Origin of the sequence: Cellvibrio sp. (assembly GCF_046347455.1) — a bacterium.
Taxonomy (GTDB): Bacteria; Pseudomonadota; Gammaproteobacteria; order Pseudomonadales; family Cellvibrionaceae; genus Cellvibrio.
Map to the genome: position 1 here is coordinate 1 of NZ_JAXMGC010000011.1, position 26,364 is coordinate 26,364.

21 protein-coding genes are annotated in these 26,364 nt (G+C 46.9%); 6 read left to right on the top strand and 15 right to left on the bottom strand.

The annotated features are described in order from the left end of the window. The coding region (locus tag U1F02_RS15260; protein ID WP_409991276.1) for a hypothetical protein at nucleotides 1–361 on the top strand (361 nt) is incomplete at its 5' end. A gap of 35 nt (nucleotides 362–396) precedes the next feature. Here U1F02_RS15260 and U1F02_RS15265 read toward each other — a convergent pair. Next, nucleotides 397–1,404: a DUF72 domain-containing protein gene (locus U1F02_RS15265; RefSeq protein WP_409991277.1), complete on the bottom strand. Its 1,008-nt coding sequence runs from the start codon at nucleotides 1,402–1,404 to the stop codon at nucleotides 397–399. 143 nt (nucleotides 1,405–1,547) lie between these two features. Between U1F02_RS15265 and U1F02_RS15270 the strand changes: the two genes are divergently transcribed. Beyond that, complete coding sequence (locus U1F02_RS15270) at nucleotides 1,548–2,162, top strand: PEP-CTERM sorting domain-containing protein (protein ID WP_409991278.1); 615 nt, start codon at nucleotides 1,548–1,550, stop codon at nucleotides 2,160–2,162. A 102-nt stretch (nucleotides 2,163–2,264) separates the two neighbouring features. On the opposite strand, the gene ilvN is transcribed toward U1F02_RS15270, so the two are convergent. The 5 genes from ilvN to U1F02_RS15295 all read right to left on the bottom strand — a co-directional run bounded on the left by ilvN (nucleotide 2,265) and on the right by U1F02_RS15295 (nucleotide 8,236). Continuing rightward, entirely contained in the window at nucleotides 2,265–2,756 is a 492-nt protein-coding gene (ilvN, locus tag U1F02_RS15275; protein ID WP_409991064.1) for an acetolactate synthase small subunit, read from the bottom strand. After that, on the bottom strand, nucleotides 2,756–4,489 hold the full coding sequence (locus tag U1F02_RS15280) for an acetolactate synthase 3 large subunit (protein ID WP_409991279.1): 1,734 nt from the start codon (nucleotides 4,487–4,489) through the stop codon (nucleotides 2,756–2,758). The genes ilvN and U1F02_RS15280 overlap by 1 nt, the downstream gene beginning before the upstream one ends. 417 nt (nucleotides 4,490–4,906) lie before the next feature. Then, nucleotides 4,907–5,527: a hypothetical protein gene (locus tag U1F02_RS15285; protein WP_409991280.1), complete on the bottom strand. Its 621-nt coding sequence runs from the start codon at nucleotides 5,525–5,527 to the stop codon at nucleotides 4,907–4,909. A gap of 466 nt (nucleotides 5,528–5,993) precedes the next feature. After that, entirely contained in the window at nucleotides 5,994–7,136 is a 1,143-nt protein-coding gene (locus U1F02_RS15290; protein WP_409991281.1) for a hypothetical protein, read from the bottom strand. Nucleotides 7,137–7,339: 203 nt separating this feature from the next. Next, nucleotides 7,340–8,236 carry a LysR substrate-binding domain-containing protein gene (locus U1F02_RS15295; RefSeq protein ID WP_409991067.1) on the bottom strand — a complete coding sequence of 299 codons (897 nt, stop codon included), beginning with the start codon at nucleotides 8,234–8,236 and terminating at the stop codon, nucleotides 7,340–7,342. Nucleotides 8,237–8,359: 123 nt separating this feature from the next. On the opposite strand from U1F02_RS15295, the gene U1F02_RS15300 reads away from it, so the two are divergent. Together U1F02_RS15300 and fghA are read left to right on the top strand one after the other, a co-directional pair. Next, on the top strand, nucleotides 8,360–9,472 hold the full coding sequence (locus tag U1F02_RS15300) for an S-(hydroxymethyl)glutathione dehydrogenase/class III alcohol dehydrogenase (protein ID WP_409991123.1): 1,113 nt from the start codon (nucleotides 8,360–8,362) through the stop codon (nucleotides 9,470–9,472). Nucleotides 9,473–9,496: 24 nt separating this feature from the next. Further along, nucleotides 9,497–10,348: an S-formylglutathione hydrolase gene (gene fghA, locus U1F02_RS15305; protein WP_409991068.1), complete on the top strand. Its 852-nt coding sequence runs from the start codon at nucleotides 9,497–9,499 to the stop codon at nucleotides 10,346–10,348. Nucleotides 10,349–10,452: 104 nt separating this feature from the next. On the opposite strand, the gene U1F02_RS15310 is transcribed toward fghA, so the two are convergent. From U1F02_RS15310 to U1F02_RS15320, 3 genes are all read right to left on the bottom strand, one after another. Next, nucleotides 10,453–11,658, bottom strand: a complete 1,206-nt coding sequence (locus U1F02_RS15310; protein WP_409991069.1) for an MFS transporter — start codon at nucleotides 11,656–11,658, stop codon at nucleotides 10,453–10,455. Nucleotides 11,659–11,769: 111 nt separating this feature from the next. Then, nucleotides 11,770–12,912 (bottom strand): Gfo/Idh/MocA family protein, encoded by a 1,143-nt coding sequence (locus tag U1F02_RS15315; RefSeq protein WP_409991282.1) that lies wholly within the window; start codon nucleotides 12,910–12,912, stop codon nucleotides 11,770–11,772. 459 nt (nucleotides 12,913–13,371) lie between these two features. Continuing rightward, complete coding sequence (locus tag U1F02_RS15320; RefSeq protein ID WP_409991072.1) at nucleotides 13,372–14,427, bottom strand: sugar phosphate isomerase/epimerase family protein; 1,056 nt, start codon at nucleotides 14,425–14,427, stop codon at nucleotides 13,372–13,374. Between the two features lie 398 nt (nucleotides 14,428–14,825). Between U1F02_RS15320 and U1F02_RS15325 the strand changes: the two genes are divergently transcribed. Then, nucleotides 14,826–15,638, top strand: coding sequence for a phosphatase PAP2 family protein (locus U1F02_RS15325; protein ID WP_409991283.1), 813 nt, complete (start codon nucleotides 14,826–14,828; stop codon nucleotides 15,636–15,638). 29 nt (nucleotides 15,639–15,667) lie between these two features. Here the strand turns inward: U1F02_RS15325 and U1F02_RS15330 are convergent, their stop codons facing one another. The 3 genes from U1F02_RS15330 to U1F02_RS15340 form a co-directional block, all read right to left on the bottom strand. Continuing rightward, complete coding sequence (locus U1F02_RS15330) at nucleotides 15,668–16,225, bottom strand: porin (protein WP_409991284.1); 558 nt, start codon at nucleotides 16,223–16,225, stop codon at nucleotides 15,668–15,670. A gap of 322 nt (nucleotides 16,226–16,547) precedes the next feature. After that, nucleotides 16,548–19,526, bottom strand: a complete 2,979-nt coding sequence (locus tag U1F02_RS15335; RefSeq protein WP_409991285.1) for a glycosyl hydrolase family 28-related protein — start codon at nucleotides 19,524–19,526, stop codon at nucleotides 16,548–16,550. A 363-nt stretch (nucleotides 19,527–19,889) separates the two neighbouring features. Further along, nucleotides 19,890–20,348 carry a MarR family winged helix-turn-helix transcriptional regulator gene (locus U1F02_RS15340; protein ID WP_409991286.1) on the bottom strand — a complete coding sequence of 153 codons (459 nt, stop codon included), beginning with the start codon at nucleotides 20,346–20,348 and terminating at the stop codon, nucleotides 19,890–19,892. Nucleotides 20,349–20,422: 74 nt separating this feature from the next. Here U1F02_RS15340 and U1F02_RS15345 point away from each other — a divergent pair, with 74 nt between their 5' ends. Beyond that, entirely contained in the window at nucleotides 20,423–21,616 is a 1,194-nt protein-coding gene (locus U1F02_RS15345) for a PLP-dependent aminotransferase family protein (RefSeq protein ID WP_409991287.1), read from the top strand. A gap of 99 nt (nucleotides 21,617–21,715) precedes the next feature. On the opposite strand, the gene U1F02_RS15350 is transcribed toward U1F02_RS15345, so the two are convergent. The 3 genes from U1F02_RS15350 to dnaK form a co-directional block, all read right to left on the bottom strand. Continuing rightward, nucleotides 21,716–22,861, bottom strand: coding sequence for a tetratricopeptide repeat protein (locus tag U1F02_RS15350; RefSeq protein WP_409991077.1), 1,146 nt, complete (start codon nucleotides 22,859–22,861; stop codon nucleotides 21,716–21,718). A gap of 173 nt (nucleotides 22,862–23,034) precedes the next feature. Next, a complete protein-coding gene (dnaJ, locus tag U1F02_RS15355) occupies nucleotides 23,035–24,147 on the bottom strand; it encodes a molecular chaperone DnaJ (RefSeq protein WP_409991078.1) in 1,113 nt (370 codons plus the stop codon). A gap of 227 nt (nucleotides 24,148–24,374) precedes the next feature. Next, on the bottom strand, nucleotides 24,375–26,297 hold the full coding sequence (gene dnaK, locus U1F02_RS15360) for a molecular chaperone DnaK (protein ID WP_409991288.1): 1,923 nt from the start codon (nucleotides 26,295–26,297) through the stop codon (nucleotides 24,375–24,377). Between the last annotated feature and the right edge of the window lie 67 nt (nucleotides 26,298–26,364).

A 26,364-nucleotide genomic window follows, 5' to 3' on the forward strand; every position in this document is an offset into this window, starting at 1 on the left:
GCCCGCATTCGCGCTTGACCAATTATCGCCAATGGAGTTTTACGAGCGCGCACAAACCTCAGCACCTGCGTTGGAATTTTCGCGATTCAATCCTTATAACCTCGGCGGCAAACTTAGCCTATCCAAAAATTGGCAGTATGTGAGTTATTTAGGCCGAGCACATGACCTAGCAGGAATGTATTTGCTCATTGCCTTACAGCTGGAATTAAAAATAAATCATCCAGAAAATCTAGGCGCAGCAGTTAAAGCCTCAGCATTCAGAAATCCCTATACAGGAAAACCCTTCGATTATGATTCAGCAACCAATAGCCTTGGATTTCAATGTTTTGATGTGAAAGATATTTGCAGGATTAATTTATAAATAATTTGGTGGTAGCCGGATCGAGGGATTCGGCTTTATCTTTGAATCGCTTTCGCCAACTCGATAACAGACAAAGGCGCACAGCCTTCTGCTTTATTGCTAAGCGTGACGTAAACATTTTGACCTGCACTAGCTGTGCCCGAAATAACTTTCGCTAGAATTGCGCGCGTTTCCAAATCTGGATCAACCATTTTGTCGTACGGCGAATAGAGTTGCTGGGCATCTTCGTAGCCATAAGCTCCGTGCAAAGGATTTAAATTCCATCTACAAACAAGTGGGCCCGGCCACAGTGCGCGAAGGATTGGCAATTGTTCAACAATCGGCGGCATTTTGGCGTGCAGCCCCAAGCAGTAAGTTGATTTTGTTTCGCGCAACACCTGAACAAATTGCGGTGTAAGCCATTGCGGATCGCGCACTTCTACCGCAACAACACCATCAGGCGCTATATGTTTGAAATCGGGAATTGCACTGAGCATTTGATGCAGTCGATTAATTACATCTGGCATACGCGCGAGCATCTGACTAGGTAACGGACTTATCTGAAATACCAGCGCGCCGAGCTTGTGTTTTAACCCCTCAAGCGCTGGCTCTACAAACATCTGCAACGCTTCTTCTGGATTTAAAAAATGCGGATTAGTGCGCATACCTTTTCCGGTTTCATCGCGAACGAGCGCATCGGTGACGAGACTCGGTGCTTTGACCACAAAACGAAAATCATCGCCCACTTGCGAAGCATATTGCGCAAATTGCATGACATTCATCGGACGATAAAATCCGCGATCAACACTCACTGTGCGAAACAGTGGATGCTGTGCGTACGCGCTTAATCCATACCGGGACAAATTAGTCTCCGGATATTCGCGATCCCACACCAAGCCCGTCCACCCAGGATAGTTCCAAGATGATGTCCCTAATCGCAAATGTGACGACATAGCCTCCGCCAAAACAAATAGCTCTTGTGAAAACTTAGCTGATTCAACTTGCTTGCTGGATTTCTTTGCAGATGGAGATGACCCGGATTCGGTAAATAGGGAGTCTTGCATGGATACGCGTTCTCAAAAAAATCTGAAACTGTGATAAAAGCTAATGTATAAGCATAAGCGTTTGAATAGACTATGAGCAGTCATGTGCATTTTAAATAATGCATTCGGATGACTGAATCAACACAAACAAAGGATATTTCTCAATGAAAGCAATTATTAACGCTATAGCATTTTGTTTTGCGGCGGGTGTCAGTACTTTTTCACAGGCCGCTCTTGTTTGGGATTGGCAATTTGAAGTTGCTGACCTCGGCGTTAAATCACCAACAAGTGTGGTACAAGGGAGAGCAATTATCAGTAATGATGTGACCTCGACCGAATCAATAAATCCTCTCAGCAACTTCCGCTTTGGTGGCACCGGGCTTGGGAGTCCAGTTTTAGATGGGAATATATTCAATTGGGTACAGAACGAAACTGGCTTTGGCAATCAAGAGCCCTTCCCGTGGACAACTTTTAATGATCAACTCTTCAATCTTACTCTGTCGCCCGGTGAGTCAAAAGTGCTTGATTTTATTTGGGCAAAATCAGCGCTTCCGCAAGGGTTTGAGTCAGGCAATTACACGTTGAAAGCGAGCATAGGTATGTGCTTGGATGGTTGTCGGGATTTAATCCAAAACTCAAGAGAATATAAGGAAAGAACGCTGTCGTGGTCTGTTGCCAAAACAGCAACTGTTCCAGAACCAAGCTCTCTGCTGTTGTTTTCAGCAGCTTTTGGCATGTTGCTTTGGTCCCGCCTTCGCAAGACCCCATACGCAAACTAATCTATCTCTCCAGATCTAGTTGGCTGAACAATTCGATAATTAATTTGTTGGAGAAATCTTAAAAACCACACCCCGCCGATCCTCTGGCGGGGCGTGTAGTGTTTACAAACTCAACACTTTCTCACCGCGTGATATTCCACTCACACCGCTACGCACGACTTCGATAATCGCCGCGTCGCCCACTGCTAACAAAAAGGCATCGAGCTTTTCGCTCGCGCCGGTAATTTGAATGGTGTAGAGCGAGCTGGTTACATCGATGATTTGGCCACGGAAAATATCAACGCAACGTTTTACTTCCGCACGCTGTGCGCCTGATGCTTTCACTTTAATCAGCATCAATTCACGTTCAATGTGTGCACCTTCGGTGAGATCTACTAATTTCACAACATCCACAAGCTTATTAAGATGCTTGGTGATTTGTTCGATTTTATGATCATCGCCAATAGTTGTCAGTGTTAAACGCGACAGCGTTGGATCTTCTGTTGGAGCAACGGTCAAGCTTTCGATGTTGTAACCGCGTTGTGAAAACAAACCTACAACGCGAGACAATGCACCGGGAGCGTTTTCTAATAAAACAGAAATAATACGTCTCATTATGTACGCTCCTCTTTGTTCAAGAACATGTCGCGCATGGAGTGTTGCGCAATCTGCATGGGGTAAACGTGCTCAGATTGATCAACCATAATATCCATAAACACAACGCGATCTTTCAACGCAAAACATTCTTCCAATTTCGCTTTGAGCTCTTCTTTCTTGGTCACACGAATACCCACATGACCGTAAGCTTCTGCAAGCTTGATAAAGTCCGGCAATGAATCTTCATACAAACTTTCGGCGTAGCGACTGGAGTACTGCATATCTTGCCATTGGCGAACCATGCCGAGCGCTTGGTTGTTCAAGCAAATAATTTTCACCGGCAAATGGTATTGCGTACAGCAAGATAATTCTTGAATACACATTTGAATGGAACCTTCGCCAGTGATGCACGCAACAGTTGCATCGCGATGCGCCATTTGTACGCCCATGGCCGCAGGCAGACCAAAGCCCATGGTGCCTAGACCACCGGAGTTGATCCAACGGCGTGGCTTATCAAATGGGTAATATTGCGCCGCAAACATTTGGTGCTGACCAACGTCGGACGTAATAAACGCATCACCCTTTGTCACTTCCCAAACGGCTTTGATAACGTCTTGAGGTTTAATCAATTCGCTGGTGGTGTCGTAACGCGGCTTCGTATACAAACCATGGCGCTCGCGCCATTCGTTGATTTGTTTCCACCACGCGGCGATGGCTTCTGCATCCGGCTTTTCGTTAGATTCTTTAATCAGCGCCAACATATCCGTCAACACGCTTTCAACCGAACCTACGATAGGTACATCGGCAACCACGGTTTTGGAGATGGACGCAGGGTCTATATCCACATGGATAATTTTTGCGTTCGGGCAGAACTTGCTAACGGCGTTAGTTACGCGGTCATCAAAACGTGCACCCACTGCAAGGATGACATCACTGTGGTGCATCGCCGTGTTCGCTTCGTAAGTACCGTGCATACCCAGCATGCCGAGGAAGCGTTTACCGGTTCCCGGATAAGCACCCAAGCCCATGAGCGTGTTGGTTACGGGGTAATCCAGCGTATCCACCAATTGCGTCAGCAAATGCGATGCATTGCCTTGCACTACACCACCACCGGTATAAATCATCGGGCGCTTGGCAGCCAAGAGTAACTGCACCGCTTTCTTGATTTGGCCAGCGTGACCGCGCGTTGCGGGCGTATAGGAACGTAACTTCACCTTATCCGGATATTCGTACGGAAAGGTAAACGCCGGGTGAGTCAGGTCTTTAGGTACATCAATAACCACTGGGCCAGGACGACCAGTAGACGCGATGTAATAAGCCTTCTTCACGGTTTCGGCGATTTCGCTTTGATGTTTGATCATGAAACTGTGTTTCACAATCGGGCGGGAAATCCCCACCATGTCCGTTTCCTGGAAAGCATCTTCACCAATCAAGTGACTCATCACCTGACCAGAAATGACCACCATCGGAATAGAATCCATGTAAGCCGTCGCAATGCCGGTGATGGCATTGGTCGCACCTGGACCTGAGGTCACGAGAACAGTACCGACTTTGCCGGTAGAACGGGAGTAACCGTCCGCCGCGTGGGTAGCGGCTTGTTCGTGACGAACGAGAATATGTTTAACGTCTTTTTGACGAAAGATGGCATCGTAAATATGCAGTGCAGCGCCGCCTGGATAGCCGAAAATGTATTCAACACCTTCGTCTTTCAGGGCGCGGATGAGCATATCTCCACCGGATAGCATTTCCACAGTCATTCCCCTTTTAGAATGTCAATAAAACGCACCGCTACACGCGAAGCAGCAAAAAGTTGCAAGTTGTAAGGCGTATAGAAGCACTAAAAAATACGCTGAGACTCAAGTCTACCAACGCAATATGAATGATCCACGATCAAAACCCGGCAAGGTCAGGATCGGACCAGCGAAAACCGTGCAGGTAAACAGCGGCTTTCTTGGCAGCGCTCAAGGTTTTTGGACGCAGGCCGCAGATGGGTCGCCAAGAGGGTGACTTGGCTGGGCGCAGATGAGATTCCGAGCTTATCGGTCATCTTGCAACCATCTGGAGGAAGCTGCAATTTTCGCAGGTAAGGCGGGGATGTCAAGGAAAAAGCAGGATTTCAAGTATTTACTTGAGAGAAAAGGCTTTTAATGAAAAAGGCCTTTTTGGATTTAGGCCGATTTGCGCATGCGCAAACCCACCAGACCGATTAAGCCTATCAAAGCCAAAACCAAACTGGACGACTCCGGTACGGCAACAGATATTGATGGCGCAAAACGAACATCATCTAGAAAAGTGAAATAATCGGTGCCATCGGTACGATCGATAATGATTTTGCTAACCGCTGATGAAAAATCAAAGCCCACAAACGCGTTATCAAAATCGGTAAACGAGAGAGATTCAACCAAATTCCCAGAGCCATCATAAGCACTGACTACTGCAGATAATTGAGAGCCTGCACCGTTACCAAAGTTCATCCCAAAACGTGTGATCGCACTGCCAAAACTAAGCTCGATGTCGTTTTTTGCATCGGGATACAGACCAAAGCTGTTAAATGCATAGCCGCTCGTCCCCAGCAGCCAGCCGGTATTTTGGAAGATATATGAGCCAGACTCTGTACTAAAAATCACCCCGGAGTTTTTATAAGTACCGCTAAAAACCCCTACCGACACATTGTCGAAATCAACAACCGTCTCAGAACCATCAAAACTGGACAGCGGTATCACTGCTGCCCGAGCACTCAAAGACGCAACCAACAAGCCCGTCAGAAATAACCAATGTATAGTTTTCATTTTTTATCCCTTCAATGAAAATGCGAACCAATAAACACAAATAATGTGAACCAGTTTGCATTTTACGCGCCAAGATAAAAAACCAATTAAAATCAGAAAGTTAGCAAATTCATCAAGCCGGGAAAAATTATTTTTGTAAAATAATTCGACACATAAGCCCGCCCTTTAGTTAAATTTCTTTACGATCATCCTTAAACAAGGTGAAAAATTAGGTAGCAGCCCACAATCAAAACCGATCTTTAGTCACGTCACAAAAATGCACTTCTAGCCATTCAGGCTGACTAAGCCATACCAAACATAAGGAGTTGTTGCTGCGCCCCGAATGACTTTAAGGAAGTTTTCAAATGACAAAAAGGAGCCTTAGAAATCTCGGCCCACGCTTGAACAATTCGAACAGCGGCACGCAAGCTATAAAAAGGCCAGCGCGTGAGGCTGGTCTTTTTAGCGCTCAGATCACTAATGATTATTACGGTTTAACCAAATCCAGCATTTTTTTCTGCTCAGTCGCAATTAAATTAACAGCGACTTTACTGAACAGTGCAGCGTCTGTAATGGAAACCACTGCTTCCAACTCTTTGCCATTTGCCAGCGAAAAAAAGTTTGAAATAGCTGCGACTGGCTTATCGATAGTAACCACAACATCACCATCTTTTGCTGACTGGCCTTTATCATTCTTACCTGGCTTTTGCGATTTACCGTCTGCAGTTCTAAACGCAATTCGACTCTGCCACTCCTGCACGCCCAAACCAGCACTGGCCGTACCGGATGTAGTTTCCGTTGTCGTGGTGCTATTGGTACCCTGATATTGATCACCCTCAACCGAATAGTCGTGCGCAACGCTCAAATCCAATTTACCCAAGGTCAGCACAAAGTTTGCCTTTAACACATGAGCATTTAATTCCTTTGCAAGTTTGGTTTCCAAATCTGGCACCTTCCACGCGCCAACACCCAGCGAAAACTTAGGCCCACCTTCAGTCGAACTACCGCCATTAAAAGGTACTTGTTTCACCCAGCCCGGAATATAGGTAGTGACTTTTCCATTTTCATAAAAGTCACCCAGCTCAATCGCATAGGGCATGTAGGGTTTTAAGGCGTCGGGGCCGGCTAAGAGCACATCACCCTGCGAGTTGTAGTATTTGGAAGGGTTGCTAAAACCGGATTCTTTTAACAAGGCTTGGTAAGATGCTGCTGCAGTGACCTCAGCCTCAGGAACCACCTCAAAACCGATTGCAATCAAATCTTCCTGCAATTTTTTATACACATTGTTGGCCACAGTTTGTGCAACAACGGGATCAAGCTCCAAGCGCATAAATCCCGTTTCACTGGTTTTATCGTGCTTTAATAAACCACCCAAACCGTATTTGGCCACATCTTTTCCGAGGCTTGCCGTAGAGATTGTTTGACCGGTAGAGGTTTGAAAAGAAATCACCACTTCAGCAATGGCAACGCGCTTATTAGCACTCAAAGAGGCAGCCGTACTACTGGTAAACACCGCAACAGCAGGACCGCTGTTCTCAGGTTTTTTGTCTGATTTTGCCAAAGCAACTTCAGAATTCAAGATCAGGGCGCTTACGACAGCAAAACTCGCGGCAGATAACTTAAGACGCATAAATCACTCCTTAACTCTTACATTTTCAACGAGGAAACGCTAAGACTAGTCCTGCTCTAACGTACCCCTGCAGGCCTCGGCCTTAACGAGGTTATTGGCGGTTAAACCAGCATTCATCTTATTCCACCTAAAATAGTAAGAGCAACAAGGCTATTTGATGATTCCATCAGGTATTAAACACTCATCCATAGCACATTGAGTATTTAAGGTTTAATAGAGCGCCCAATACCCCTCTCAAATCGCTCAACCAAGAAATCAATAAAGAACCTCACCTTAGGGGCAATGTATCGCTGTTGGGGGTAGACAACCCAAACACCTGTGTCGGTGTAGCGGTAGTTATCGAGAACGGATTGCAGGCGGCCGCTGGTTAGGTGTTCGTCTATGTAATAGTCGGGTAATTGGGCGATGCCTATGCCTTTGAGTGCGGCATCCAGCAGGCCGGGGCCGGAGTTGGCTTGCCAGTTTCCACGTACGACTACATCTTTGCGCACGCCGTTTTGGGAGAGTAGCCAGGTGCCACGAGAGCCGATGAGGCAGTTGTGTTGCTCCAAATCTGCAAGCTTTTCAGGCTTGGTATGGCTCGCAAAATACGCGGGCGACGCAACCAGATATTCCTTTCGGTCACACAAACGCCGCGCAATGAGCGTGGATTCTTTAAGTACACCCATGCGAATGCCGAGATCAAATCCCTCATCAATCAGGTCTACTTGGCGGTTACTGAAGTACATGCTGACTTTGATTTGTGGGTACATAAGTGCAAAGTCGTTTACCAGCGGCGCTATGTAGCGGTCGCCAAAGGTGGTTGCGGCGGTAATTTTGAGTAAACCTGCAGGTTGGCCTTGGTGCTGGTTTAGCTGTAGCTCGGCTTCTTTAAAGCCATCGAACAATTGGCGGCAGCTGTCATAGTAAAGCGTGCCCGTGTCTGTGAGCCGGATTTGGCGCGTCGTTCGGTAAAGCAGCTGTGTACCGAGCTGTTGCTCCAGTTGTCCCACCAAACGACTGATGTGTGAGTTGGAGACTTGTAGCTGACGGGCGGCACCCGCAAAGCTGCCATTGCGCACCACTTCTACAAAAGCTTCCACACGATCCCAATGCTGCATTATTGCTCCTCGGCAACAATTAAGTGATTTTTAAGGTGGTTACCACCTGATAGGCACTAGTCTACACTCTTCAGCCCTGTCTGCGGCGGTTGCCGCGAATCTCCTATTTTGAATCGAGAATCGATTATGAAATCACGCGCTGCTGTTGCCTTTGCTGCGGGCAAACCTTTGGAATTGGTGGAAATTGATGTTCAGGGCCCTAAAGCGGGCGAAGTGCTGGTGCGTATAGTCGCTACCAGCGTTTGCCATACAGATGCTTACACCCTGTCGGGCGCAGATCCGGAAGGCTTGTTTCCAGCCGTACTAGGCCATGAAGGCGCAGGTATTGTTGAAGCTGTTGGCGAAGGCGTGACGAGCTTGCAGGTAGGCGATCACGTGATTCCGCTCTACACGGCAGAATGTCGCCAATGTAAGTTCTGCCTTTCTGGCAAAACCAACTTGTGCGGATCGGTACGAACAACCCAAGGTAAAGGCGTTATGCCGGACGGAACCTCTCGTTTCTCGCTCGACGGCCAGCCGCTGTTTCATTACATGGGCACGTCAACATTTTCTGAGTACACGGTTTTGCCGGAAGTATCTTTGGCAAAAGTATCGAAAGACGCTCCGCTCGACAAAATTTGCCTGCTCGGTTGCGGCGTAACCACGGGTATTGGCGCTGTGTTTAACACCGCCAAAGTCACACCGGGTTCAACAGTTGCCGTGTTTGGTTTGGGCGCGATTGGTTTAGCAGTCATTCAAGGTGCGCAAATGGCAAAAGCCGGACGCATTATTGCTATCGATATCAACCCAGAAAAATTCGATTTGGCGAGACAATTCGGCGCCACCGATTTCGTTAACCCAAAAGAATATTCAGACCCAATTCAGCAGGTCATTGTGAATATGACCGACGGCGGTGTGGATTATTCGTTTGAATGCATTGGCAACGTTAATGTGATGCGCTCTGCGCTGGAAGCCTGCCACAAAGGCTGGGGCGAATCGATCATCATTGGCGTGGCTGGCGCGGGACAAGAAATTTCTACGCGTCCATTTCAACTGGTGACGGGCCGCGTTTGGAAAGGTTCGGCGTTTGGCGGTGTTAAGGGGCGCACACAACTTCCAAATTACGTTGAACGTTATATGAAAGGCGAAATCAAAATCGACGAGTTTATTACTCACGAAATGCCTTTCGAGAAAATCAACGACGCGTTTGATTTACTTCACGAAGGAAAAAGTATCCGAACGGTTTTGCATTTTTAAATGCGTTTTAATTTGAGACTTTTTATGTCTGACGACGAATCGAGCTTAGTTTTAATTTCTGCCACCAAAAGTTTTGGTGGCTGGATCAAACGATACAAACACCGCTCAGCAACGCTTAATTGCGATATGGTGTTTGCCATTTATTTACCGCCGCAAGCGGAGACGACATCTGTTCCACTCTTGTGGTGGCTGTCAGGCCTGACATGCACTGACGAAAACTTTATGCAGAAAGCTGGCGCGCAACAAGTCGCTGCGAAATTAGGCATAGCGATCATCTGCCCAGACACCAGCCCACGCGGGGTAAACATTCCCGGCGAAGACGAGACTTATGATTTTGGTTCTGGCGCAGGTTTTTATGTGAACGCAACGCAAGAACCTTGGGCGAAACATTACCGCATGTACGACTATATTGCGGAAGAATTGCCAGCACTTGTTCAAGCAAATTTTCCGCTCAACGGAAAAGAAAGTATTAGCGGCCATTCTATGGGAGGGCACGGCGCGCTGGTGTTGGCATTGCGTCAACCGGGCCGTTTTGCATCTGTCTCTGCGTTTGCGCCTATCGTCAACCCAAGTACAAGCCCTTGGGGCCAAAAAGCCTTTAGTGGTTATTTGGGTGACGATCAAAGTACTTGGGCAGAATATGACGCCTGCGCACTGATTAAAAAAGGTCTGTCAAAACAACCGTTGTTTATTGACCAAGGCACCGCCGACAATTTCCTCACAGAGCAATTGCGCCCGGAATTGCTGGAACATATTTGTCACCAGCGCCAACATCCCATTGTGCTTCGTTATCAAGAAGGTTACGACCACGGCTACTTTTTTGTCGCAACCTTTATTGATGACCACTTACGTTACCACGCGCAGCATTTGTCGTAACCTAAACCCCCTCCTAACCTCCCCCTTAAAAAGGGGGAGGTTAATTTAGGTCATAAAAAAGCCCCGGCAGATTTCTCTACCGGGGCTTTTTATTTCAGCTTAATTTATTTGTTCGCGAATTTTTTGCGGAAAATATACAAGCCAGTGAAAACAACAATCAACACTGCTGGGAACAGCGCGAGGTTTTGCAAGGTTGCTTGACCAGCTGCCAACTCTACAGCTTCGGGCGCTATGCCTTTTGCAGCCGCTTCTGCTTTAGCAGCATCTAACCAACCGCCAATCACGGGATTCCAAATACTGAGAGAGAACATGCCAGCGCCGCCCATTAACGACATGCCGAGCGCACCGGTTTTTGGTTGGTATTCGCTGATGAAACCAATCATGCATGGCCAGAAGTAAGTTACGCCTATAGCAAACACCATTGCTGAAACATAAATCAACGCGCCAGACGCCATACTCAATAAATAAATACCGATGGTGGTCACAATTGCTGACATGAGCAACACACCGACGGGATTCAATGCTTCCACGATTGGACCTGCGAAGTAACGACCTAATGCCATCAAACCAGTCACTAAGGCCAACACCAACATTGGGTGAGCACCTGATGCTCCGAAAATACGATCAACCCATTGTTGCGTACCGAATTCAGAGGCAGCAGTTACAGTCATCACCAGCAACATGAAAATAAATAATGGCGAGAAGAGCGCACGAATATTATTTTTGGTTGATGTTTCGGTGTTAACGGGCACAGGGAATGTTTGGCCGAAAATCATGAAACCGTAAATCGCAGTTGGCACCAACATAATCGCAATTTGCGCTTGCCAACCCATGTTCAATTTAGTCATCAATGCTGAAATCAATGAACCAATTACGATACCGCCTGGGAACCACATGTGGAATTTATTCAGCTTGGTAGTTTTGTTGGTGTGGTAAATATCCACGATCAATGGATTACATGCCGCTTCAACAGAGCCGTTAGCAAAACCAATGCAGAATGACGAGAGCAACAAGCCCCAGAAACCGCCTGCAGTAATCGTGAGAATTAAACCTAACAAGTGGCAAACAAACGCGAGATACAACAACGTGCGCGCGCCCAAAGCGTTATACAGCAAACCACCCACCATCATAGCGACCGGAAAGCCCAGGAACGCCATGCTGTTGATCCAACCTAATTGCGCATCGGTGAACTGAAAGGTTGCGCTGAGTTGCGTCAAAATGCCCGCGCGAATAGCAAAGGTCATTGCGGTGACGATCAAGGCCACGCAACACGCCGTAAATAAGCGATTTGGGTTAATCGTATTAGACATAGTTGTACCCTTTTTATTGTTGATAGAATTATTGTTAACTGCGGTTTAAAAATTGTTACTGCGATTTAAAGCAGCGAGAGCTTTAACTCTCGCTGCTGTGCTGTACAGCAATTACAGCGATTTCCAACTACCATCAGCCTTTGATGAATCAATCACGGCTTGAATAAACTTCATCCCTTCAACACCTGTATCAATACAAGGCACCCAGTCTTGCAAATAGTGACGCTCGCCCGCTTGATGCGCAATTAAAATATCGGCGATGTCGTTGTACAAGTTGGCGAAGGCTTCGAGATACCCCTCAGGATGGCCACCCGGTGTACGCATGCCACGCGCCGCGATGTCGCTACCGATATCACCACGGCGAGTCACGCGTTGACGCGGTTTGTTTAATTCAGCAAACCACAATTCATTTGGTGTTTCTTGCGCCCACTCAATACTCGCTTTATCGCCGAAGACGCGAATGCGCAAACCATTTTCACAACCGGGTGCAACTTGGCTGCTCCACAGCATACCTTTCGCGCCGTTTTCAAAACGCAAAAGCGCATGAACGTTGTCATCCACCAAGCGGCCATCAACAAAGCTCGCCAAGTCTGCGCTAACTGCAGTCACTTTTTGCTGACTAATAAAACGCGCTAATTGAAACGCGTGCGTACCAATATCACCAAGACATCCACCAGCGCCTGAACGAGCTGGATCAGTACGCCATGAGGCTTGTTTGTTATCTGCATCGGCCGCAACTGTGAGCCATTCTTGTGGGTACTCTACTTGCACAACGCGAATTTTCCCGAGCGCGCCCTTACCTACTAATTCACGCGCGTAACGCACGAGCGGATAAGCGCTGTAGTTGTGAGTCAATGCAAAATAAGCACTGCTTTTTGCAGCGACTTGTTGCAACTCAAGCGCCTCTTCAAGCGTGCGCGTTACTGGCTTGTCGCAAATCACATTAATACCAGCTTCAAGCGCTGCTTTAGCAACGGGAAAGTGCATGTGGTTTGGTGTAACGATCACAACAGCCTGAATACCATCTGCACGTGTTTTTTCGACGCGCAACATTTCTTCGAAAGAGGTGTAAGCGCGATCTGGTGCGATATGTAAATCAGCAGCAGACGCTTTTGCGTTCTCTGGGTTAGATGAAAGCGCACCAGCAACCAATTCATAGCGGTCGTCCATACGCGCAGCGATGCGATGCACAGCACCGATAAATGCACCGCGTCCACCACCAACCATTGCATAACGAATTCTTGGAGTAGTCATAATTAAACTCTTATCAACTCTAATTTTTACGGGGAGTCGTCATCCTCGCGTAGCGGGGATCCAGCTTTTTCACGCTAGAGAAAACTGAATTCCTTTATGCAAAAACAACGCTATAAATATTCACATTAAGCTTTTAATTTTTTAGATTTTATTTCGCCTCTTGGCGAACTCCTTTTCTTTGCTTCGCCAAAGAAAAGGAGTCAAAAGAAAGGCGACCCATGGCTTTGTTTTTCCTGCGCGCTTCAGAAAATTGTCGTCGCTCCGGTGCGACATCCATGTCGCATCGTCACTCAAACGCACTTCCTGTGCGTTAGCCGGCAATTTTCTTCCAGTGCTCGGCAAAGCCAAAAGGGAGTGAACGTCAAACGCAAAAGCAAAAGCAAAAGCAAAAGCAAAAGCAAAAGCAAAAGCAAAAGCAAAAGCAAAAGCAAAAGCAAAAGCAAAAGCAAAAAAAACTATTTATTTCAAACCCAAAATACGACGATTTGCTGCGTGGTCTGTACCGCCACTCGCAAAATCATCAAATGCGCGCTCAGTCACTTTAATAATGTGTTGCGCAATAAATGGAGCACCTTCTGCCGCGCCAACTTCTGGGTGTTTCAAGCAGCATTCCCACTCCAATACGGCCCAGCCTTCGTAATTGTAAGCAGCGAATTTTGAGAAAATTTGTTTGAAGTCCACTTGGCCATCGCCGAGTGAACGGAAGCGACCAGCACGATCAACCCAGGATTCATAACCACCGTACACGCCTTGTTGTGCAGTTGGATTAAATTCAGCGTCTTTCACATGGAACATTTTGATGCGGTCGTGATAGCGATCGATAAACGCAAGGTAATCGAGTTGTTGCAATACGAAGTGCGATGGGTCAAACAAAATATTGCAGCGCGGGTGATTATCTACCGCTTTCAAGAAACGTTCGAAAGTCGCGCCATCATGCAAATCTTCACCGGGGTGAATTTCATAGCAAACGTCAACGCCAACTGCATCAAACGCATCGAGAATTGGTTTCCAGCGTTTTGCCAATTCAGCAAAACCAGCATCCACTAAACCAGCGGGGCGCTGTGGCCAGGGGTACAAGTAAGGCCATAACAAGGCGCCAGAGAAAGTGGCATGGGCTTTCAAGCCCAAGTTTTTACTGGCTTTGGCAGCCAGCATCATTTGTTCTACTGCCCAAGCTTGGCGAGCGGTTGGGTTGCCACGAACAGATTCGGGGGCAAAACCATCAAACATTTCGTCATAGGCGGGGTGAACAGCAACCAGTTGACCCTGCAAATGGGTGGATAGTTCGGTGGGAACCAAACCGTGCTTGGCCAAAGTTGCTAGGAATTGCTGGCAGTATTCGGTGCTGTTGGCAGCTTGTTCGAGGTCGAAAACGCGTTTATCCCACGTTGGAATCTGCACACCTTTAAACCCAAGGCTGGCAACCCAACCGGCAATGCTGTCGAGACTGTTGAATGGAGCCGTATCGCTTAAAAATTGCGCCAGGAATATGGCTGGACCCTTAAGAGTTTTCATGGTTTCACCCTTTTATCTTATAAATATGAACTGTCATTATGAACATAAGCACCACGGCTTACAACACAGCCAAACCGAGGTGCGATAAGTGAGAGGTAGACCCGAGTGCGATGGATTAGTTGCTGGAATATGCGCTCAAAGTCGAGGATGCCTGTTATATCACGCAGCCTCGGTCAGGCAAATAAACTCTTGGGGCTTTGCGGGGAACTTTGCAAATCTTGAGAAACTTGCGCAAGTTTTATGCGGAATGGCTTTTAAGCACGCATAAAAAAGGCCTCATCCTGGTTCGTTAGGTCACTGCAAACTAAGGTTTACGCGAGCGAAATTTTTTGAATATTATGTGAATAAACAAAACCCAAACTTTGTATTTGTGAACAGCGCACGCCGTACAGGATAAAATGACTACTACTCGGACCAGACTCCTAAGTCTAACCAGCATAACGCTTATAGGTGTTGCAATATTGCTGAGCGCCATTAAGCCTCTAAACATGTCGATCTTTTCTGCGATTAATTCCGCCCTGCCCTCAAAAGCGCTGTGGGTAACCATTACCAATAGCGCTGATGTTATTTTTGTGGGATGCCTTTTATTTATTACTTTACGAAAACATCAGCGATTATTGACTTGCGCTGTGCTATGCGGAATATCCATTCACTACATTGTTAAGTTCGCCAAAGATAGCTTTGCAATACTTCGCCCCGAATACGGGGGCTTAGACCATATAGTCAGACTGGGACCAAAACTCGCATCGAATAATTACGCCATGCCATCCGGCCATGTAGCGAGCGCGTTTATGGCAATTATTTTTATTATCTTTGCTCATCAATTGAAAGGATGGAAACTGCTGTTACTGTTTATTTACGGTCTATTGGTTGCACTTTCGCGCATGGCGGTTGGAGCGCATTGGCCTGCAGATGTGTGCGCGGGGGCTGCGATAGGCATAACGCTAGGTTTAATTTTTGTTGAACTCGCCAACAAGGAAAGCTTTTGGTTTGATCAACACATTAATGTTAAAAAAACAGTGCAATATCTAACGCTCCTTGCCTACATTCCATTTGTTGTTCTGGCGATCACCCATGCCAAATCTATTCATGGTTTCACCAGCTTAATTAACCAGGGCATTATGGTTTTGATTGGTTTAGTCGCGCTAGGATTCTGGCTTGTTAGTGCAGCATCCTTGATGAATAAAAAAGCCCCGCTAGCAGAATACTAGCGGGGCTTTTTTAGTTTAATGCCTAGCGATTAGAAATTATAAGTTGCGCCAATTGTTAAAGCAGACAACTTGGTGTCATCCCATTTTGCGTATTGGTTGTATTCTGCACGCAAGGCGATTTGTGGCGTCAAAGCGTAGCTTGCACCTACACCTACCAAAGCTCTGGTTTTGGATTCTGAATCTTTAATCGGTGCAGGATTGTTGCCGTCCGGATAGGATGCCGTGATTTTGTAATCTGCATCAATTGATGCCACACCTACGCGACCGAAAATATTAAAGTCTTCGCTAATTGGCAATTTACCTACAACAGAAGCTTGCAGAGCAGTTGCGCTTAGTTTTTCTGAATAGAGATAAGAGTCGCCCAAGTCATCAACATCCATACCGCTGTCTTTAATTTGACCTAAGTCACGGTAGGCAACTTCAACAGCAAAAAATTGATTGACGTTATAACCAGCACCCAATGAAAAAGTTGTGTCTGTTTTGCTGAGCGTAAAATCACCGGAGGCGTCTACTTCCATTTTGCCTTGGCCCACGTCACCAAAAACATAAAAGTTGTCTGCCAATGCTGGCAAGGTAAATGCGCCCAATACACATTGCCAATAAAATTTTCTTTTTCATAAAATATTCCTTAATTGCTGTAAATTAACGATTCGAAATACATTCGTAAATGTATTGAAGCGAACTTTAACAACCAGGAATGAATTTAAACTGAACGCACTTAAGGATAAAAAGGCTTTAGTAATTCATGATAAATGTCATGCAAATTTACTTAACCAAGGGATAGGTGAACATGAAAGGAGAAGGGAAAAAATAAAAAGTTAAAAATAAAACGTCTTGCAGAAGAAAGAGTGTGTTGCGGTAAAATAAGTTGCGAGCGGCTTCGCCAACTCGCAACTTGAAGATGTACAACTAAATATTTATTGCGTAGAGCCCGTGATGCGCAAGAATAAATAGCGTTTTCTTATCCTTACCGCCAACTACTAATTGGATAGGACGCTCAGGCACGGTGATTTGATTAATCATTTTGCCATCCGGTGCATAAACAAAGACTTGTCCATTCGCCACATAAACTTTTCCATCTTGCCCAACGGCAACACTTTCACCGCCGCGCTCAGCAAAGACTTTTAAGTCAGTTACAACGCCGTTTGAACCAACCAACCCGTGATAAGTGCGATTCTCTGATGAATTATTCAGGAACACGCGCTCACCCACTTTAGCGGTGACAAGACCCATGGTGTCCATGGTGTCGGAGAAACGCCAATCGCCCTGACGGAATGTGCGAAACGCAGGCAATACAAGGCTGCCATCGGGCGACACATATTCGCGCGTTTTGGGCGTACCCATACCTTTGATGAATTGCTCCGCCAAGGTTGAATAACGGTAGGTTACGTAATCAAGCTGATCCTGAAATTCGCCGTCGTTTTTCCAAATGTTGCCTGGTAATGCAACCTGCACATTGGGTCGAGCTGCGGCAGCAGTGGGTTGAATGATATCGATCTTATCGAACGGCGTATCTGGTTTGAACGAGTACACAGTGATCTCAGAACCTTGTGGCGACATCACCATCACGTTGCCGGATTTGTCGATGGCAAGGTTAACCGGGTCCAGCGTGTTGTCACGTACAATTTCCAAGCCTTTGGCAGGCGTCCAGCGATAGATGCGCTGGAAGTAACGCTCCACAAAATAGAGCGCTCCGTCCGGCGCAACAGCCGCACCTGAAATCGAATAGAAGTCATCTGCGATTTTCTGGATTGGCGCTGCGGTGTAGAGCGGCGCAACAGGTTCAGTCTTCGGCATATTATCGGTCACGTCGAACACCGCAAATTCGCGCTCACGTATATCCCAACCCGCAGTCACATTGCGAATGGCGTTTTCAAAAGGAAATTTGCTCGCGCGCAAATAAGGCGCGCAGCCATTTTCATCGCACATTGCAAATCCACTTTCCGCGTTTGAATGGAGATTGCGGAAGCGTATGTCCGTTGAATTTTGCAGCCGCACTGCAAACGCATTTGGCTTAGGCGAGCGAGTCACGCGGTACGCGTGGTAATTGGCAAAAAGAATGTTGCGTGAATTGCGCACATCGAGGCTATTTGCGTCGGAGCTAATACGCACTTCTTCCTCGGTTTGAGGAGCAAGGAACTCCCAGTTCTCCACACCATCCAAAACGATTTCATTGCGGAAATGGTGTTCGGTAGACAACTCGTAAACATGCCCAGGCGTTTTGGTATTAGACACATAGAAACCAGCATGGGCGCTCTCGTGCGGTGTCCAAATATCAATGAAGGTTCCGCCACCGCCATCCGTAATCCAAATACTGGGGTACTGTCCATCATCGCGCCCTTTAACCGGCTGATCGCGTTGATCGCGCGGTGTGCCTGCGCCACCTTGAATTTTTACGTCATCAACCAAGGAATCAACGCCTGCCTTCCACAACAAACCCATTGCGCGCGGATTGGTAACGCCGGTGTAAATACCAAAGCCGCTCACAATAGCGTTGCCACCTTTAGCGCTTTCCACTACAGCTTTGGGCGTACCGAGACCAGCAAATGCGGGCGAATTTTCGGGAATAATCAATTGTGTTTGCGCGGGGTGCAAGCCAACTAACACCGTATCTTTCTTCAATTTCAGTGTATCGTTGACGATGTAGTTACCTTGCGGGAAGTAAACAACTTTGTGCGAATCTATAGCGCGTTGAATTGCGGCTGTATCGTCTGTTTTACCGTCACCTGTCGCGCCCGAATCGTGCACGTTGAACCATGCAGTGGTTGAGGGTAACGGACGAATTGCGCGTTTTGCTGCTGGCATTGCGCTCAAGGGTTCTGCCTGCCAGTTGGTTTTGATTTGCCCCATCGCACGCGGGTCATTTATGGTGAGGCCGTAATTAAATTCTTTTACGCGGTAGCCTTTGCCAACACCTTCAATGGTTTTACCGCTATCACGGAAACGCGCAAAGGTCGGCACATTGGTCGCTAATGCATTTTCAAAACCAATTTGGGTGAACACGCTATTTTCTGCGCTAATTACAACCGCGGCTTTGGAAACATTATTGAAGCGAACGTCTTTGCCCCACAGCGAATCTGAATACCCTTCGTCAATATCAATTCCTACGGGAACATCGCTAATGGAAACATTCACCATTGTGAGATCAACTTCATGCTCACGAATGGCGGCTTCGCGCTGGCCATCGAAGCTGCTATCGACAAGAGTGAACTGCCAAGCAGGCGATGTTTTTTCCGTGAGGATGCCGTAGCGGCCGCCGTGGAAATGAACATCCTGCATAACGTTGCCCGCGAGATAAACACCCGCCAAGCCCGACCCTAATTTGAAATCCATATGCGACAAGAAAGCATGCTGCGCAACGTGGAAACGCGCCGCCACAGCACCGGCATTGCCGTTGCCGATTTCGATATCAATATTCGCCATGGCCGAATAGAAAGTGCTTGAGTTTGCATCAAACAATTTATCGTTAAAGGGCACTACGGTTTTGGGTGGGAATGGTGGCTGCTTGTTGCCGTATTGGTCGTTGCCGACAAAGGTAAACATGGTCGCAACGCCTTCGCCAAAACCGGGCGTGTTATCGCCCAAGATAACGACTGGACGCGTTTTACCAACACCGTAGAGACGCACCGCGGGCGGCATGATGATAGTGCGGCTGATGAGGTAGCGGCCAGACGGAAGAAACACAACGCCGCCCCGCCATTTATCCACTACCGCCGCATCAATTGCGCGCTGAATCGCTGCCGTATCATCTGTGCGGCCATCGCCCACAGCCTTAACCATTACAGCCTTGGTGTCGTTTGGTATGGTTTCGTAGACAGAGTTGGTCGCCGCATGCGCACATAGCGACGCTCCCAGCAGCCATGCTGCCGTCATTAACTTAAGATTCACGTGAATACCCCTTGTCTGATTAACGATTATTGTCTGACATCGGCCGGCGAGGAACGAACTAAGCAATGAGTAGATGTGCTATCCCGGCTGATTTTATTTTTGCCTGATGCTGCTCCCTATAGCTGCGGAGCTTTTAGATCTTATATTTGTTTGCGCTACCATTGCCGTTAGAAGTAAAGCCGACAAGCACTTATTGCTAATAATTTGAAAGCGCGTGTGCCATGGTAGCGCAACCATGTTCTTGCAAATGAAAAAGATCGTCAATAGCGGTTATCCGCCATTTACATTTATTGACCCTTGAACGGGTTGAGGTATCTGCGGAGGGGAAATTAAAACGGGCCACCATCGGCAGCCCTGTACCACTTATTTGGGCAAATGCCCGCTCAATTGTTCCATCACTTTACGCCAGGCTTGCTCACCTTCAGCACCGGTTTGCTCAAAAGTTTGGTGCATGAGCTTGCGCTGAGCACCGCTCAAGGCGGCTTCCAACTTTTCGCCCTCCGGCGTGAGCTTAAGACATTTGCCGCGCTTATCGCTGGCGTGAGGTGAATCTTGAATCAAACCCATCGCCATCAGCTGACGCAAGGGCGCGTGGAGCGCTTGCTTGGTCACGCCCAAGATGGCGAGCAAACCGCTCACGCGAATCTCTGGGTTGCGGCCAACAAAGTAGAGGATGCGGTGATGAACGCGCTGCAGACCGCGCGCTTCCAAAAGCTGATCTGGCTTGGCGGTAAAGGCGCGGAAGGCAAAGTGAAACAACTCCAAGGCACGGTTAAGCTCATCTTCACGAGCAGTGGAAGTGATATTTGATTGGTCAACCATATTGACTTTTCTCTCGAACAGGCGAATTATAGGTCAATATACATGACCAAATTTATTCAAACAACGAGTCCAGCATGGCTTCTTCGCAACTTCCGCCACCCCAATTGTCCGAACGCATTACTCGCCTAACTTCATCACTGGTACGCGAAATTCTGGCCGCTGCCCAAGCGCCGGGAATGATCTCCTTTGCGGGCGGCCTACCCAGCGCAGAAGCCATGCCGCTTTTGCGTGACATGCCCCACTCCCATGATTGGATGAGCCCCGTGTTCCAACAATACGGGCAAAGCGAAGGCGAGCCGATTTTACGGGCGCGCTTGGCAGATTGGTTAGCGGAATGCGGCATGCAGGTTTCGCCGCAACAAACGCTGGTTTTATCTGGCTCGCAACAAGGTATCGACTTAGCCGCAAAACTTTTTGTAGACCCGGGAACGCCCATGCTGTGCGAAGCACCCACCTACTTGGCGGCGCTGCAAGCTTTTCAATTATTTGGTGCGAATTGTTTAGGCCTACCGCTCACCGATGATGGTATTGACCCAGCACTCCTAGCGCAGATGATTGAAACCCATAAACCGCGCGCGATTTACTTAATTCCAACTTTTCAAAATCCATCAGGCCATTGTTACAGCGCAGAGAATCGCCGCGCCCTTGCGGAAGTGCTCGATCATTACGCACTGCCCTTAATTGAAGACGAACCATACCGTGAACTCATGTACGACGAGGTAGATCGCACACCTATTTGCAGCTTGCTCAAACGCGCGCCTTGGATTTATTTAGGCAGCTTTTCCAAAACATTGTGGCCGGGTTGGCGTGTGGGATTTTTAGCGGCATCGTCCGATTTATTTCCGCATTTGTTGCGCTTAAAACAAGCAGGCGATTTACACACCAACCGCCCCGGTCAAATTCGTGTAGCGAATTGGTTGGCGTGCAATGAACGACATCAGGATTTAATGAACTTGCGCAACACCTATCGCACAAAACGCGATGCGATGAATAACGCACTGACGACAACCTTCGGTCACTTAGCAGATTGGGAAACGCCGGCGGGTGGATTATTTTTTTGGTTGAAATTGCGCAACGCAAAAGATACGCGACCGCTGTTAAAAATTGCGCTGGAACATAATGTGGTGTTTATGCCGGGTGAAGCGTTTTATCCTGCGAGTGGAGAGCCCGCATTTGGCACCATGCGTTTAAACTTCAGTCACGCTAATGCGGATGATATGAAAAAGGGATTGGCGACCTTGGCGAAGATTTTTGAGGAATATAAATAGGGGGTTTTTTAGATAGTTTTTATTTCGCCTGCTGGCGAAATAGAATTTAAATTAAAAGAGAATGTTGGGCATTTCTACCCAACCTACAAACGAGAAAAATCAGTTAAACTTCATACTACGGATTGCTTCTTTAGCTAAGTCCCTATGCTGCATGTAAGTCATTGAAGCAGGATTTAGCTCTAACGCTTTACTAAAGTCATCAAGCGCATCCTGATAATTACCCATATTCATATTACAAACTCCGCGAAGATCTAAGGAAAAGGAATCATTTGGCTCTGCAGAGAGGGCTCGAGACAAATAATAAATTGCGGTTCGCAGGTCTTGCTTTTTAGCATAGTTAAATCCCAAGAGAGCATTTGCATGGGGATAATTGGGACGAAGCTTAACCGCATTTTCAAGATCGCTTATTGCCATTGGCATATTGTTTAAATTGGTATATGCCTCCCCCCTCATCCCATAATAAAACCAATAATCCCCAGATTTAACTGCTTGATTATAGTAATTGAGCGAATCTTGATAATTGCCTTTTAGCAATTCCTGATCGCCCAGCTCAGAAAAAACACGACCATTCAAAATTTCTAATTTCTTATTTTTCGTATAAAAAGGCTTTGCCAACGAAATTTCATTCTCCATTTCAATAACAGAACCACCCCATCGCGGCAAAAGAGATGAGAGATAATATGTACGAGCAGTGAGGCTATAGGGATTTATTTTTAGCGCCAACTCTTTTAAAGGAGCTATTTTAGCCTTAGAACCTAAGGCCATATATATTTCCATTTCATAACAATATATATGCACCAAATTTTTGTTTAATATCTTTGCTTTTTCAAAGTCATTGATAGCTTTTTCAAAATAAAATTTCATACCATCAACTTGTTCTTTTTTCGTCTCACTAATGTACTTACTTCCTCTTGAACTCCACCCCATTTTCGTAAAATAAATGCCTCGGGCCAGATATGCAACGGCAGAGTTAGATTGCTTGTTAATCCATTCATCATAAAATGTTTGCAGCAAAGGATCTGCCCGATAAAATGAATCCAGTGCAATATCCAACTCCCTTTCCCCTTTAAAATCTTCTTGATACTTTTTTACAAGAAAATTTAATTCGGCATCTAACAAAAGATAATCCTTAGAACGTAATAACTGACTCAGACGATCATCTATCGATTCTACACAATGAGCATTTATTGAAAAAAACAAAAGTAATAGCAAAGAAATAGATCTAGCCAAAGATTTATTTAACATTTTAAATTCCTTTAATAGTTATAATTAAAACCTAAAAAAGTAGGTTCGCTTAACCTACACTTTATTCAGTTTATTACCTAATGCAGCCGTCCTTCCGTATACAGAAACCATGTTGCCTAACCACAAAAAACGGGCTGATTTCTCAATCAGCCCGTTTCGGTTTTAACAATTAATTAATCATTAAAAAACTTCTTAACCCCATCCAACCAACTCGATTGTTTGGGCGAGAACTTCCCGCCTTTCATACTCGCTTGGAAATCTCTCAGCATTTCTTTTTGCTTGTTAGTGAGATTCACCGGAGTTTCCACCACCACGCGACAGAGCAAATCTCCCACTCCACCACCGCGCACTGGCGTTACACCTTTGCCGCGCAACTTAAACAATTTACCGGTTTGGGTTTCTGCTGGGACTTTTAATTTTACGCGACCATCCAGCGTTGGAACTTCGAGCTCACCGCCAAGTGCTGCATCCACAAAATCAATCGGTACTTCGCAATACAAATCTGCGCCTTCGCGTTTGAAGATGGCGTGTTCGCGCACGTGAACTTGTACGTACAAATCGCCCGGTGGGCCGCCTGCTTCGCCCGCTTCACCTTCGCCACTTAAACGAATGCGATCGCCTGTATCTACACCCGCTGGCACTTTTACTTGCAGTGTTTTGGTTTCTTCTACGCGACCTTGGCCGTGACAGGTTTTGCAGGGGTCGGCGATGATGGTGCCGCGACCACGGCAGTTAGGACAGGTTTGTTGAACAGAAAAGAAACCTTGTTGCATGCGCACTTGGCCGTGACCGCCGCAGGTAGTACAAGTAACAGGTTTGCTGCCCGCTTTTGCACCCGAGCCGTCACAGGTTTTACAGGAAACCAATGTGGGCACTTTGATTTGTGTAGTGGTGCCTTTTACAGCATCTTCCAAGTTTAATTCGAGGTTGTAGCGCAAATCGGAGCCACGAGTCGGCCCGCCGCGACGGCCACCGCCGCCACCAAAAATATCGCCGAAGACATCGCCGAAAATATCGCTGAAGTTGCTGTAGCCCGCACCGCCGCCACCGCCTGCTTGACCGTCTACACCCGCGTGACCGAAGCGATCGTAGGCTGCGCGTTTTTGGTCATCCGATAGAACTTCATAAGCTTCATTCGCTTCTTTGAATTTCTCTTCGGCTTTTGGGTCATCCGGATTTCTGTCAGGGTGATATTTCATCGCCACGCGGCGATAGGCTTTTTTCAAATCAGCAGCGTCTACGCCTTTTTCGACGCCGAGCACTTCGTAATAATCGCGTTTTGCCATAATTTAACCAATTGGATTCGGTAGCTTTTATCGGGAAATTAAATTTTCCCCTCTCCCCCTACCCCTCTCCCACAAGGGGAGAGGGGAGACCGAGACTGAAAAAATTCTCTTGTTTCTTACGTGACAAATGCGGGCAAGCCCGCATTTGTTTTTAGCCCCCTCTCCCTTGATGGGAGAGGGCTGGGGAGAGGGTGAGTTTTTCTTGCTGCACCATTCCCTCATTAAACTTACTTGTCTTTTACTTCTTCAAACTCAGCATCTACAACGCCGTCATCTTCTGCTTTGCCGCCAGCTTGTTGTGCACCTGCACCACCTTGCGCGCCAGCTGCTTGCTGTTCAGCGTAAAGTTTTTGTGCGAGCGAACCAGAAGCTTCTGTCAACTTGGTTGTTGCCGCTTCGATCTTCGCCAGGTCATCAGCTTTCAACGCATCGCGCGCTTCAGTTAATGCCGCTTCAATTGCAGATTTTTCTTCTGCAGTTGCTTTATCGCCTGCTTCTTTCACGGTTTTTTCAGTTGCGTGAATCAAACCATCGAGCGTGTTGCGTGCAGTGACTACTTCAGCAAACTTGCGATCTGCTTCGGCGTTTGCTTCCGCGTCTTTAATCATTTTTTCGATTTCAGCATCGCTCAAACCTGATGATGCTTTAATCACAATGCTTTGCTCTTTGCCGGTCGCTTTGTCTTTCGCGCTTACGTTCAAAATACCGTTAGCGTCGATATCGAAAGTCACTTCAATTTGCGGCATGCCACGTGGTGCTGGTGGAATGTCGCTCAAATCGAAACGGCCCAACGATTTGTTTTGCGCAGCTTGCTTACGCTCACCTTGAACAACATGAATCGTTACAGCAGATTGGTTGTCATCCGCGGTTGAGAACACTTGTGATTTCTTGGTAGGAATCGTGGTGTTCTTGTCGATCAATGGAGTGGCAACGCCGCCCATGGTTTCAATACCAAGAGTCAACGGAGTTACGTCCAACAACAATACGTTGGTGGTATCGCCAGACAAAACAGAACCTTGAATTGCAGCACCAATGGCAACTGCTTCGTCAGGGTTTACGTCTTTACGTGGCTCTTTGCCGAAGAAATCTGCTACGGCTTTTTGCACCAATGGCATACGGGTTTGACCGCCCACCAAAATCACGTCGTCGATTTTTTTGATATCAACGCCTGAATCTTTAATCGCTTGTTTTACTGGCTCCATTGAGCGAGTAACCAAATCTTCAACCAAAGATTCGAGTTTTGCGCGAGTCAATTTAGTTACCAAGTGTTTTGGACCAGTAGCATCAGCAGTGATGTACGGCAAATTCACTTCGGTTTGTTGGCTTGATGACAATTCAATTTTCGCTTTTTCTGCCGCTTCTTTTAAGCGTTGCAATGCGAGTGGATCATTGTGCAAATCAATGCCGGTATCTTTCTTGAAAGTGTCCGCAAGGAATTCAATCAAGCGCAAGTCAAAGTCTTCACCACCGAGGAAAGTATCACCGTTGGTTGAAAGTACTTCAAATTGGTGTTCGCCATCTACGTCTGCAATTTCGATAATAGAAATATCGAAAGTACCACCACCCAAGTCATAAACTGCGATAGTGCGATCGCCCACACCTTTATCCAAACCGTATGCGAGTGCAGCAGCAGTTGGTTCGTTGATGATGCGTTTTACATCGAGACCAGCAATACGGCCAGCATCTTTTGTTGCCTGACGTTGTGAGTCATTAAAGTACGCAGGAACAGTAATTACTGCTTCTGTTACAGATTCGCCGAGATAATCTTCAGCGGTTTTTTTCATTTTCTTTAATACTTCAGCAGAAATTTGTGGCGGAGCTTTTTTGTCGCCTTTCACTTCTACCCATGCGTCGCCGTTATCGGCAGCAACGATTTTGTACGGAACCATTTTGATATCTTTCTGTACAACGTCGTCTTTAAATTTACGGCCGATCAAACGTTTTACCGCATACAAAGTATTGTGCGGGTTGGTAACTGATTGGCGTTTTGCAGATTGGCCAACAAGAATTTCGTCGTCGTTAGTGAACGCAATAATGGATGGCGTGGTGCGATCGCCTTCGGCGTTCTCGATAACTTTTGGCTTGCCGCCTTCTAATACTGATACGCAAGAGTTGGTGGTGCCCAAGTCAATGCCGATAATTTTACCCATAATATTGCTCCTGAATTTCTCTGATACTGACTTATGAACCTTTCACAAAAAGCGAACATAAGTACTG

What these genes read in the sequence shown, in the direction of transcription:
- U1F02_RS15340 (WP_409991286.1), bottom strand. Translation starts at nt 20,348, where the DNA reads ATGGTTGACCAATCAAATATCACTTCCACTGCTCGTGAAGATGAGCTT.
- U1F02_RS15345 (WP_409991287.1), top strand. Translation starts at nt 20,423, where the DNA reads ATGGCTTCTTCGCAACTTCCGCCACCCCAATTGTCCGAACGCATTACT.
- U1F02_RS15310 (WP_409991069.1), bottom strand. Translation starts at nt 11,658, where the DNA reads ATGTCTAATACGATTAACCCAAATCGCTTATTTACGGCGTGTTGCGTG.
- ilvN (WP_409991064.1), bottom strand. Translation starts at nt 2,756, where the DNA reads ATGAGACGTATTATTTCTGTTTTATTAGAAAACGCTCCCGGTGCATTG.
- U1F02_RS15290 (WP_409991281.1), bottom strand. Translation starts at nt 7,136, where the DNA reads ATGCGTCTTAAGTTATCTGCCGCGAGTTTTGCTGTCGTAAGCGCCCTG.
- dnaJ (WP_409991078.1), bottom strand. Translation starts at nt 24,147, where the DNA reads ATGGCAAAACGCGATTATTACGAAGTGCTCGGCGTCGAAAAAGGCGTA.
- U1F02_RS15265 (WP_409991277.1), bottom strand. Translation starts at nt 1,404, where the DNA reads ATGCAAGACTCCCTATTTACCGAATCCGGGTCATCTCCATCTGCAAAG.
- fghA (WP_409991068.1), top strand. Translation starts at nt 9,497, where the DNA reads ATGTCTGACGACGAATCGAGCTTAGTTTTAATTTCTGCCACCAAAAGT.
- U1F02_RS15270 (WP_409991278.1), top strand. Translation starts at nt 1,548, where the DNA reads ATGAAAGCAATTATTAACGCTATAGCATTTTGTTTTGCGGCGGGTGTC.
- U1F02_RS15325 (WP_409991283.1), top strand. Translation starts at nt 14,826, where the DNA reads ATGACTACTACTCGGACCAGACTCCTAAGTCTAACCAGCATAACGCTT.
- U1F02_RS15285 (WP_409991280.1), bottom strand. Translation starts at nt 5,527, where the DNA reads ATGAAAACTATACATTGGTTATTTCTGACGGGCTTGTTGGTTGCGTCT.
- dnaK (WP_409991288.1), bottom strand. Translation starts at nt 26,297, where the DNA reads ATGGGTAAAATTATCGGCATTGACTTGGGCACCACCAACTCTTGCGTA.
- U1F02_RS15295 (WP_409991067.1), bottom strand. Translation starts at nt 8,236, where the DNA reads ATGCAGCATTGGGATCGTGTGGAAGCTTTTGTAGAAGTGGTGCGCAAT.
- U1F02_RS15350 (WP_409991077.1), bottom strand. Translation starts at nt 22,861, where the DNA reads ATGTTAAATAAATCTTTGGCTAGATCTATTTCTTTGCTATTACTTTTG.
- U1F02_RS15320 (WP_409991072.1), bottom strand. Translation starts at nt 14,427, where the DNA reads ATGAAAACTCTTAAGGGTCCAGCCATATTCCTGGCGCAATTTTTAAGC.
- U1F02_RS15315 (WP_409991282.1), bottom strand. Translation starts at nt 12,912, where the DNA reads ATGACTACTCCAAGAATTCGTTATGCAATGGTTGGTGGTGGACGCGGT.